The 11,193-nt window shown below is 41.7% G+C and carries 11 protein-coding genes; 4 read left to right on the forward strand and 7 right to left on the reverse strand.

What is annotated here, in order from left to right; translation table 11 throughout:
• Positions 1-12: 12 nt before the first annotated feature.
• From E2R65_RS05000 to E2R65_RS05025, 6 genes are all read right to left on the reverse strand, one after another.
• A complete protein-coding gene (locus E2R65_RS05000; protein ID WP_134335405.1) occupies positions 13-825 on the reverse strand; it encodes a DUF5672 family protein in 813 nt (270 codons plus the stop codon).
• 21 nt (positions 826-846) lie between these two features.
• Positions 847-2,679, reverse strand: a complete 1,833-nt coding sequence (locus E2R65_RS05005) for an ABC transporter ATP-binding protein (RefSeq protein WP_134335406.1) — start codon at positions 2,677-2,679, stop codon at positions 847-849.
• Between the two features lie 115 nt (positions 2,680-2,794).
• Positions 2,795-3,748, reverse strand: a complete 954-nt coding sequence (locus tag E2R65_RS05010) for a glycosyltransferase family protein (RefSeq protein WP_134335407.1) — start codon at positions 3,746-3,748, stop codon at positions 2,795-2,797.
• 58 nt (positions 3,749-3,806) lie between these two features.
• On the reverse strand, positions 3,807-4,778 hold the full coding sequence (locus tag E2R65_RS05015; RefSeq protein ID WP_134335408.1) for a glycosyltransferase family protein: 972 nt from the start codon (positions 4,776-4,778) through the stop codon (positions 3,807-3,809).
• A gap of 23 nt (positions 4,779-4,801) precedes the next feature.
• A complete protein-coding gene (locus E2R65_RS05020) occupies positions 4,802-5,800 on the reverse strand; it encodes a glycosyltransferase family 2 protein (protein ID WP_221229858.1) in 999 nt (332 codons plus the stop codon).
• A 5-nt stretch (positions 5,801-5,805) separates the two neighbouring features.
• The gene (locus tag E2R65_RS05025; protein ID WP_134335409.1) at positions 5,806-6,693 is read right to left on the reverse strand and encodes a glycosyltransferase family protein; all 888 of its coding nucleotides are present in this window, start codon (positions 6,691-6,693) and stop codon (positions 5,806-5,808) included.
• A gap of 109 nt (positions 6,694-6,802) precedes the next feature.
• Here E2R65_RS05025 and meaB point away from each other — a divergent pair, with 109 nt between their 5' ends.
• The gene (meaB, locus tag E2R65_RS05030) at positions 6,803-7,699 is read left to right on the forward strand and encodes a methylmalonyl Co-A mutase-associated GTPase MeaB (protein ID WP_134335410.1); all 897 of its coding nucleotides are present in this window, start codon (positions 6,803-6,805) and stop codon (positions 7,697-7,699) included.
• A 60-nt stretch (positions 7,700-7,759) separates the two neighbouring features.
• Here meaB and E2R65_RS05035 read toward each other — a convergent pair whose 3' ends face one another.
• Complete coding sequence (locus E2R65_RS05035) at positions 7,760-9,052, reverse strand: aminopeptidase P N-terminal domain-containing protein (protein ID WP_134335411.1); 1,293 nt, start codon at positions 9,050-9,052, stop codon at positions 7,760-7,762.
• A gap of 110 nt (positions 9,053-9,162) precedes the next feature.
• On the opposite strand from E2R65_RS05035, the gene E2R65_RS05040 reads away from it, so the two are divergent.
• The 3 genes from E2R65_RS05040 (at position 9,163) to E2R65_RS05045 (ending at position 11,186) form a co-directional block, all read left to right on the forward strand.
• A complete protein-coding gene (locus tag E2R65_RS05040; RefSeq protein ID WP_308472310.1) occupies positions 9,163-10,569 on the forward strand; it encodes an OmpA family protein in 1,407 nt (468 codons plus the stop codon).
• A 72-nt stretch (positions 10,570-10,641) separates the two neighbouring features.
• Positions 10,642-10,785, forward strand: a complete 144-nt coding sequence (locus E2R65_RS19710; RefSeq protein ID WP_183500346.1) for a DUF6728 family protein — start codon at positions 10,642-10,644, stop codon at positions 10,783-10,785.
• 20 nt (positions 10,786-10,805) lie between these two features.
• On the forward strand, positions 10,806-11,186 hold the full coding sequence (locus E2R65_RS05045) for a RidA family protein (protein WP_134335412.1): 381 nt from the start codon (positions 10,806-10,808) through the stop codon (positions 11,184-11,186).
• Positions 11,187-11,193 lie beyond the last annotated feature (7 nt).

Below are 11,193 nucleotides of genomic sequence, written 5' to 3' on the forward strand. Positions count from 1 at the left end.
ATATTGCTAAAGCTAAATATGATACCCCTGTACTTTAAACTCGGGGCGCCAAAAATCTGTGTACAGATCCCATGCATGGCATCCGAAGGGAAGCCTGCCCTCATTCAGCGCAAAGGCCCTGGCTGGTTCCAGTTCGATAGAAAACTTTACGGCGGTTTTGTAACCGGGAATTTTTAGGCGCTTAATGCTCCGGTTAACCTCAATGCTCCAGAATACATCTTCGTTATGCTTATCGTCGGTATGTTTTAAATAGTCATCGGCAATGGGTTTCAGCTTAATACTTAATGCATAAAACTTTTTAACCCGCCTTAAAGATAAGCCGCCGTTGCCAACCTTGTTATAAAACTGTTTATCGGTAGGCACACCGTTTTTTTTAACATTAAAGCGGGTATGCATATCAAACATAAACTGGTACGCTTTTTCTTTTAGTTTTAACTGGTAGCCTTTTCTGCGTAGCCAGGGCGCCCCGATGTAATCAAAACCAAGGCTGCACCAGTGCATTAATTCGTCTTTAAATACAAAAGCATCTAACTGATAGATGAGGATGTAATCATAATCTAAAAAAGCTTTATAAAAAACATCCGACAGCATGAGTGAATTGTACCCCCTAATGCCATCAAAATAAGGGTTGGCAAAACTTACAACCTGGTTAAAAACAACTGCCTGCTGTGCCTTTTGGGGTAAAGCAAGGCTTTGGGGCTTAATGGCTATTTTATGGTAATTACCTAAAACCTTTTGGCATTGCTGCAGCGCTATTTCTTCCAGATCTGTGATCAGATCACGGTAAAAGGGAATAATAACGGCTACCTTGTTTAATGCTTCCATACCGGCTTAACTGGCTCTGAATTAATTTTCGGTAAAGGTTTGCATACTGATCAATTTGCGGTACATGCCATTTACGGCAAGCAGTTCCTGATGGGTGCCCTGTTCTATTATTTTTCCGTTTTCTAACACGATAATAATATCTGCATTCTGGATGGTACTTAAGCGGTGCGCAATTACCAGTGATGTACGGTTCTTCATCAGGTTGTTTAAAGCATCCTGCACCAGTTTTTCAGATTCGGTATCCAGTGCCGAGGTAGCTTCGTCCAGCAGCATAATAGGCGGATTGTTAAGCACGGCGCGCGCTATGCAAATACGCTGCCTTTGCCCGCCGGATAATTTGGTACCCCTGTCGCCCACGTTGGTATCATAGCCATTATCTGTTTCCAAAATAAAGTTGTGGGCGTTTGCTATACGGGCGGCAGCTTCTACATCCTCGCGTTTAACATCTGTTTTACCAAAGGCTATGTTGTTATAAATAGTATCATTAAACAAAACCGACTCCTGGTTTACAACGCCCATTAAATTGCGTAAAGAAGCGGCAGTTACATCTTTTATGTCGTGCTCATCAATGGTTATACTGCCTTGCTGCGGGTCCATAAAACGGGGGATAAGGTCCATCATGGTAGATTTACCACCGCCGGACGGGCCTACCAAAGCCACTGTTTTCCCTTTAGGGACAACCATATTAATGTTTGATAATACCATTCTGTCCTGATAGGCAAATGATACATCCTTAAAACGGATAGCGCCGGTAAAACCGTCAACCGCAACCGCATCGGCCAAATCTGTAAACAATGGCTTTTCATCAATAAGGCCTAATACACGCTCGCCGGCGGCTATGCCCTGGTGGATGTTACTAAAAGAATCTGATATGGCCTTTGCCGGGCGCATCACTTGTGAAAACAAAGCAATGTAAGTGATAAAATTCTCGGGCTTTAAAAAGGATGCATCATTGGTAAAAATAAGGTTGCCGCCATACAGCAGGATCCCCGCTACCATGGTTATCCCAAAAAATTCAGATACGGGCGATGCCAGCTGCTGCCTTTTTGCCATAGCGCGGGTGATATCAGAGTAGCGGGTGTTCTCTTTATCAAACCGGCTTTTAATAAAGCCAATAGCATTAAATGCCTTGATGATTTTAATGCCCGACAGCGCCTCGTCCAGGTAGCTTATCATGTTGCCATAAGTTTGCTGAGATGCGGCAGCCTGTTGTTTTAAACGCTTTACAATGCGCGATATAACAAAGGCCGATACCGGGATAATGAGCAATGAAAACAGCGTTAATTTTACGGAGATGATAAACAGGCCTACCATATAGGCTATAAGTGTTAGCGGCTCTTTAAATATAACCTGCAGCGTGCCGGTAACCGAGTACTGTACTACCTGCACATCAGATGCTATTTTAGAAATAATATCGCCTTTGCGCTCATTGCTAAAATAACCCAGATGCAGGTTCATTACGTTGTTAAATACGGTTCGGCGCAAATTTAACAGCGTGTACACCCTAAGGTTTTCCATGGTACGCTGAGACAGGTAACGGAAAAAGTTGCCCAATAAGGCTGATGCTATAATAGTACCGCATACAAACTGCAATGCGCCCCATGCGCCGTATTTGCTTAAAAACCATTCTACATAATAATTAAAGGCAGCCAACAGGTGAAACACAGATGGCGCCGGGCCCGCAGGGGCCTGATGAATGATGTTTTTATCTATAAAAAGCGTTTTGAGTAATGGCGATAACAGCGCTAAATTAAGCGTGCTGAATATTACATAGAGCACGGTGGTTAAGATATAAGGTATAGCAAATTTTTCTATTGGCTTTGCGAAAGATAATAACCGGAAGTAAGTCTTCATTATAAAATAAAACGCAAATCTAACAGATATATGTTATTAATTATTAAAAGTAAGGTGGTTAGCCGTTTGAATGCAGCCGCTTTATACTGGCACAAGCTATTTTATCGGCCAGCTTTTACCGCTCGGCATGATACAATGCTGCAACCAACGATTCAAAATGTTGCTGGAATAGAAAATCATTCCCGCCCGGGCCCTCGGGCACAACATTGATCACATCAAAGGATAACTCCAGCACACGGGGCACCTTTAGCCCTTCTGCTATCGAAAAAGGGAACGACTGATTACCAATGAAAAATTTACACCCGGCTATGATACAAGCCATTTGCAGAAAATCGTTCACCGGCTCCCATCTGATATTAGGGATCATCTTTTTTATCTCGCTATACTCAGTTTCTACACCTATAAAAACTACATTTTGGTATTGGCTGATAAAGCTATAGTCGATCTGTTTATTTTGATAACGGGCACTGCGGGCAATAACAATCGTATCGGCATAATCCGTGTCGGGCTTAACAGAGAGCCAGTTTTGCCAAAGATCAGGCGTAACACCTGTAATGTAACCGCACCAGCGGGCAATGTTACCTTTATCTAAAGGGATTAGCCCGGCCCGGAAATAGTCCAGGTCAATATCTATCACCTCATCTGTATAAGGCTGGCAAATATTGATATAAGCCTGCTGCCTGATCAATGGCGTTATCATATCGGCCATTTTTTGGTTAAACATTACATTACCAAGCGGGTGGGTAGTATTATGCTGCAGCAGCATAGGCTTATTTAAACCTAAATAAAGGTTAACAGGTACACCGGTTTGCTCATGTATTTTTTTTAACGTGGGTAAGGCATACATAATATCACCGGCGTTGCCGCTATGGATCACATTTAAATGGCCTTTATTTTTAGCAGCGCCGGTGATTTTAGAAAGATTATTTAACCGCTGCGAACCCAACAAAAAATTAGTGAACTGGGATTGTTTATAGTTACCTAACTCCCATTTATAGGTTTTATAGGTATCTCTGTCGGTATATTTAAGCCACAGTTTGCTTATAAGGGGTCTTTTTTTGAACGGCATTATTTAAACGTTTTGTATTCGCTTATCCTAAAGATAATTTGAAGTGTTTTTAAGTATTTTATTTTACAGGTAATAACCCGCTAATAGCCTCGTTGGTTAACTCTTTAACCAGATATTCTAAATGTTCCTGATAAAAAAAGTCATGGGACCCTTCACCCTCGGGTACCACATTTATTATTTCGTAAGATACCTCCAGGATGCGCGGTACCTTAAGCGCCTCTGCTACCGAAAACGGAAACGACTGGTTACCTATAAAAAGCCGGCACCCTGCAACTACTTGCGCCAATTCTAAAAAATCAGTAACAGGCTTCCATTGTAAATTAGGGATAACGGGCAGCAGATCTTTATACTCGCTTTCAATTCCTATAAATACTACTTTGGGATAAGCGTTTAAAAAAGAATAATCAATTGCCCGGTTCTGATACCTGCCGCTGCGCGCCATTACAATGGTGTCTGCATAGCTTTTATCAGCATCTATGGTAAGCCAGGGTTTCCATAAAACCGGGCTTACACCGGTTATATAGCTATACCACCGGGCTATATTACCATTAAGCGGTACCGTGCCCGACCGGAAGTAATCCAGATCAATATGTATCGGCTGATCTGTATAAACCTCGCAATTATTAATGTATGGCTGCGATTGAATTAAGGGGATGAGGTTATTAACCATGCCCTGGTTAAGCATCACATTACCAACCGGATGCGAACTGTAAAAGGGTGAATGATTTGGCCTGCCAATTTTCAGGCAGAGGTTAACAGGTACATTAGTAATCTCACCTATTTTTTTAATGGTAGCCAGCGCATAGATAATATCACCGGCGTTACCACTATGTATCAGGTTAAGGCTTTTGTTAGCTTTGGCGGCATCCAGAATTTTATTGACGTTGTTTAGTTTATTATCGCCAATCAAATGATCTGTAAACTGTGTTTGCCTGTAATTTATCATCTCCCACTTATATTTTTTATAAGCCGGTTTGTCGGTAAATTTCAACCACAGTTTACTAAGTAAGTTTTTTTTCTTAAACATCATATACTTTTAAGCTAACCCTGTAATTAGGGCTTAAAGCGCGTTGTGTTTTTGCCTTTAACACCCTTCCTAATTATATCCATCATCTTAAAGATACTTACGTTGCTGTTATGGTTAACAAGTAAGCTTTGCAACTTTTGGCGATATTCCTTTATTTGCGCCCAGTTTTTAAACAATGCTTTATAGCTCCCCCACAAATACCACTGGCCAATTAAAAGCTTTGGCAGTAAATCAATAAAGGTAATTTGCATAAACCAACCCAGCAATGCCAATCCGTTTAAATGGATTGCATGCATATAAAACCTGTTGCGGTAATAAATGCTTTTTACCCAGCGCGCAGTTTTATAATTTTTAGTGCTGGCCGACAGTTGATGCCGGCAAACCGCCTGATGCTCGTAATAGCATTTCCAGCTTAGTTTCCACGCCCTTATACTTAACTCCATATCCTCGCAGTAAAACGGAGAAAATATTTCATAGAAACCACCGATACTTTTTAGCTTTTCAGCATCTATTAATGCATTTGCACCCGATAGATAGAAAGTGTATAACCAAGCATTGTTATCTGCAGTATAATAAAAGTAATCGGTTTTTAATTTTAAGCCGTTAAACTTAGGTACGCGTGCAGCATCCTGTATATGGTCGCCTTCCATATCTATAATCCGGCCCATTACCCCAAAGGTATCATCATTTATAAAGTATTGCCATTGATGCTCAAAGTAATCAGGTGTTAGCATCACATCAGAATTTAGTAATAATATCAGCTCATGCCGGGCTGCTGCTATACCCTGGTTACAGGAATAAGAAAAGCCCTTGTTTTGGGGGTTAACCAGCACCTTAATTTGCGGATATGCCTCAAGTAAATAATTAACAGATTCATCCGTCGAAGCATCATCCACCAAAATAATTTCGTAAACCACACCGGCGTTTTCAATAGCCGTTAAAGTATAGGGCAAATACGTTTCTAATAGTTTGCGGCCATTATAATTAGGGATAATAACAGAGATGCTTTTTTTTGAGATTTGCAAAATACTTATTTAACAATTTTATAATTCCTGTATTCGCTGATACGCCAGCCGGTAAGGTCTTCAATTTTTTGTAATAACTTGCGGCGAAAGCTCATTTTTCTATCCAGTTCGTTCAGGTCAATATCCAGGCTCCAGTTGGTGGCCGCCAGCCGCTTTTGCATTACTGCCGGGTGTGTGCCGGTAAAATGTACCAGCCTGTCGGGGTTTTTGTGGCTGTAATCAAATGTAAAAGTTTCGGGCAGGTTTTGCGCCATCCACTCATCATTATGGTAAAACAGGTTAAAATTGCGCAGCTTGTTTGCCAGGCCTGCAGGTGGTTTTACCCAACCATAATGGTAAATGCAGGCATCTATAAGTTTTACCTGTATTTTGCGGTTATTGGCCCACCTAAACCCTTGTGCGTCGCGGTACGATCGGATCTCCTTATTATTCCTGATGATCCGTATCTCGCGGCGGTACCACCTGCGCGAGTGCCCGTAATAATCATACGAGCCATAAAAATGCAGGTACTTAAACAGCAGGCCTTCAACTTTTACATCAGCCAGGTTATCCTGCATTTCCTGCTTTATCAGCGGCAGGTATTTTTCATGCACTACCTCATCGCCCTGTATGTAAAATGCCCAGTCGCTATCCGCAGCTATGGCATTAAAGGCTTTATCGGTTTCATCGGCAAAAACTTTACCGCCATTGCGCACGCTGCTATCCCAAATGGTATGCACGATCTTTATTTTTGGCGACCCGATAGCATTGATCAGTTTTTCGGTATCGTCGTCACAATCGCCCAATGCCACAATAAATTCATCACATACGGGTAGTATTGATGTGATGGACTCCACAACAGGATAGTCGTTTTTAACAGCATTACGTATAAATGTAAACCCCGAAACCTTCATTAATATATAAGGTATATGTTGCTGCAAATATAATTATCTGTAGCCGCCCATTTTATATTATTATGTGTTGATTAATTAGGGCTTATTTTTGTTTCTTTACAGGCATACGATGACCAGTGCAACTCAACATATTAAACCCGATAGCGCCGATTTCCGGTCGGTTGCGCGGGCGTTAACTATTGTTGAAAACAACCTGGCCGGCAGCGGTGATCTTTTAAAAAGCCTTACTTTTAGTAACGATACGCCGGTTACCGGTATTACCGGGCCGCCGGGCGCCGGTAAAAGTACACTGGTAAATGCTATTATAAATAACCTGGTGCAGCAGGGCAAAAAAGTGGCCGTGCTGGCTATAGACCCTACCTCGCCTTTTAACTTCGGCTCTTTACTGGGCGATAGGATCCGGATGGCTTCGCATTTTAACCATCCGGATGTTTTTATCCGGTCATTGGCCACACGCGGCTCATTAGGCGGCCTGTCTGCAAAAACCATCGAGATGACCGACGTGCTTAAAGCGGCAGGGTTCGATCATATTATTGTTGAAACGGTTGGCGTGGGGCAATCAGAGGTAGAGATTGCCGGCCTGGCCGACCTTACCTTTGTAATGCTGGTGCCCGAAGCAGGCGATGAGATCCAGAACATCAAATCGGGCCTGATGGAAATTGCCGATGCCTTTATCATTAACAAGGCCGACCGCGATGGCGCCGACCTGTTCATCAACAACCTCAAAAAAATCTTGCAGCAAAATAAGGATGCTAAACTACCCATATTTAAAACCGTAGCATCAAAAAACGAAGGCATAGATGCTGTAACAAACTTTATCCTGTTAAACCCGCAACCCCAAAACAGCCGCCGCGAGTTGCTGCTTACACAAAAGATATACAATATTATACAGCAAAATAAAATGGCGGGTATCGATAAAAAAAAGCTTCGGCAGGATCTTGCCAAAGCTTTAACTTATGATGATTTTAATATGTACCGGTTTGCCGCCAACTACCTGGGTGAGTAGTTAAACTAAATTAATTAAGTGAATGATTAACTAATCACCACTCACCTAATTAACCACGCACTATTTCGAGTTCATAATTTCTTCTATCTCGTCCGCTTCTACCGGTATAGCAGCCATCAGGTCGCGGTTACCATCTTTGGTTATCAATATATCGTTCTCTAAACGGATGCCCAGGCCCTCTTCTGGTATATAGATGCCCGGCTCGCAGGTTAGTATATTACCTACTTCAAAAGGCTTGTAGCGGCTGGCATAATCATGCACATCTAAACCCAGGTGATGTGATGTACCGTGCATAAAATACTTTTTATATAAAGGCGCTTTAGGGTCCTGCTTATCTACCTCATGTTTCTTCAACAAACCCAGGTCAATCAATTCGCCGGTCATCAGTTTGCCCACCTCTTCATGATAATCGTTCCATACGGTACCGGCTACCAGCATTTGGGTTGATGCGCGCAGTACACGCAGTACGGCATCATACACCTGGCGCTGCCTTTTAGTAAAGCGGCCGTTAACCGGTATCGAGCGGCTCATATCTGCATTGTAATTGGCGTATTCGGCTGCCCAGTCAAACAGTATCACATCGCCGTCATTACAAACCTGGTTGTTATCTATATAATGGAGCACAATGGCGTTTTTGCCCGATGCGATAATAGGGTTATAAGCATTGCCGGTAGCACGCTGCCTTAAAAACTCGTGGGTTATTTCGGCCTCAATTTCGTACTCTGTTACGCCTGGCTGTACAAATTTTAGTACACGTATAAATGCATCCCTGGTTATATCACACGCTTTTTGCGTTAATGCAATCTCTATTTCTGATTTAACAACACGCAGATCACGTAATATAGGCGCCGATCTTTCGTAATGGTGCAGCGGGTATTTTTGGCGAAGCGTTTCTAAAAAACGCAGGTCGCGGTAGGGTACCGTATGTGTGTAACGGTCGTTTTCGTTGGTATTTATATAGATGTTATCTGCATAATTAATGATCGTATGCAAAATGCCGTCATACTCGTGCAGCCAATAAATATTCTGTATGCCCGATGCTTTCCTCGCTTCGTCTTTAGTGTATTTATGTCCTTCCCAAATGGCAATATGCTCATTGGTTTGTCTTAAAAAAAGTACTTCTTTGTATTGCTGATTAGGACAATCGGGGTACAAAACAAGGATGCTTTGCTCCTGATCGATACCTGTTAGATAGAAAAAATCGGGGTTTTGTTTAAAAATAAAAGACTGATCGCCGTTCCTCGGATACTCGTCATTAGCATGAAATATAGCTATAGAGTTTGATTTTAATCGCGAAACGAAATTTTTTCTATTAATTGTAAATAACTGTTCGTTAACGGGTAGATATTTCATGAACTATAAAATATTAATTTTTATGAAAACAATTTATTTCTACTGATTGTAGTAGATATTATAAATTTTGGAACAAGATTTGGTATTTGTTTCAAACATAATTACTAATTTTGAAAAAAATCACAATTAAATCGTTTAATCTTAAAACTATGAATTATTCTACATTACGAAAATCAGTAGCATTATCATTTGCTTCTCTGATGGTTGCTGGTGTGGTTAGCGCGCAGACCGACTCTACTGCAAAAACTACTACCACAATGACCGCAGACACAACAATGTCATCTACAGCAACTACAGCCAAAGTATTTGGCGGTAGGGGTCAGTACAAAACCTGGAGCATCGGCTTAAACGCTGGCGCAACTTCACAAACACTTGCTACAGGCGGTGGTAACGATTTCAGGAACAAAGTTATTGAATTAGGTTACGGCCTTTCTATCCGCGATCAACTGGGCCACAACTTTGGTTTACAGTTAGATTTACGCGGTGGTAAAGTATCTGGCGACAATGCCCCTAACGTAGGCGACTACACTACCAAATTTTGGCAAGCTACTTTAAGCGGTGTTGTTAACGTTGCAACTATCGACTTTATCCGTCGCAAAAACTCTGTTAACTTCTTCGTTACAGCAGGTGCCGGTTTAGCTTTATACAACCCAACTGGTATCACTCCAACTGGCGTACCATATGATTTTAAAGATGGTGTTGCAGGTGGTAACGCTGGTACAGACAAATACGTTAAAGAATTAGTTATCCCAATTGGTGCAGGTGTTAAATTCCGTTTAAGCGACGCGGTTGCTTTAAACTTCGGTTACACTCAAAACTTTATTGATGGTGGTAACTTTGATGGTGTTACTACTGGTAACAACAGAAAAGATCATTACTCTTACGGTTACGGTGGTCTTGAATTCACTTTGGGTTCAAGCTCAAAACCAAGCTTAGAGTGGGTTAACCCTGTAGCTATGATGTACGACGAATTGTACGATGCTGCTTTACGCCAGGAAGTTGAAGCCCTTAAAGGCCGTGTAACTAACGTTGAAAACGCAGTTACTGATCTTAAGAAAGATTCTGATGGTGACGGTGTATCTGATCAGTTTGACAAATGCCCTAACACTCCTGCTGGTAGCGTTGTTGATGGCTCTGGTTGCGTTATCGTATTCCCTAAAGCTGATTCAACTGCAACTGCTTCTACAGCTGCTGCTTACTCAAACATCCAGTTTGAATTTGATAGCTCAGTGTTAAGAACTTCTTCTTACCCTGTATTAGATGCTACTTCAGCAGACTTACGTTCATCTGGTAAAACTGTTGAGATCGATGGTTACGCTTCATCTGAAGGTACTGCTGCTCACAACTTATCATTATCACGTGACCGTGCTAACTCTGTAAAAACTTACTTAGTTAACTCTGGTGTTGCTGCATCAAAATTAAAAGTTAAAGGTTACGGTGAAACTAACCCGATTGCTGATAACTCAACTGAAGAAGGACGCGTTGCTAACCGTCGTGTTGCTTTCAAACAAAGATAATATCACTTAAATATTATTAAGAAGCCCCCCGAATAACTCGGGGGGCTTTCTTTTTTTTATTAAATTTGTGTTATGTACTTCTTTAGAAAAAAAGACCCCAACAGGCCCACCAGCTTTAACCTGAAGGTTATGCATGTAATTAATGCCATTGCCATCAGCATGTTTTTAATCGGCATCACCTGGAAACTTATCCAGTGGTTTTTTCTTAAAAAGTAACCCCCAAACACCTCACGATCATGAAAACGATTATCAATACCAGTAATGCCCCTGCACCTATAGGGCCATATAGCCAGGCAGTTGCTGCCAATGGTTTACTATATGTATCCGGCCAGATCCCCGCAAACCCTAAAACAGGTGATATTGTTACCACCGGCATAACCGATGAAGCTACGATGGTGATGGAAAACCTGAAAGCGATATTAACCGAAGCGGGTATAGGTTTTGACAGCATTATTAAAACCACCATATTTTTAACCGATATGCAAACTTTTGCACAGGTTAACGAGGTGTATGGCTCTTATTTTATTGCTGATTTCCCTGCGCGCGAAACCGTACAGGTATCGGCATTGCCTAAAGGTGTTAATGTAGAGATATCTGTAATTGCCTTAAAGCCCTGATATTATT

Origin of the sequence: Mucilaginibacter phyllosphaerae (assembly GCF_004378255.1) — a bacterium.
GTDB classification, from domain to species: Bacteria; Bacteroidota; Bacteroidia; order Sphingobacteriales; family Sphingobacteriaceae; genus Mucilaginibacter; species Mucilaginibacter phyllosphaerae.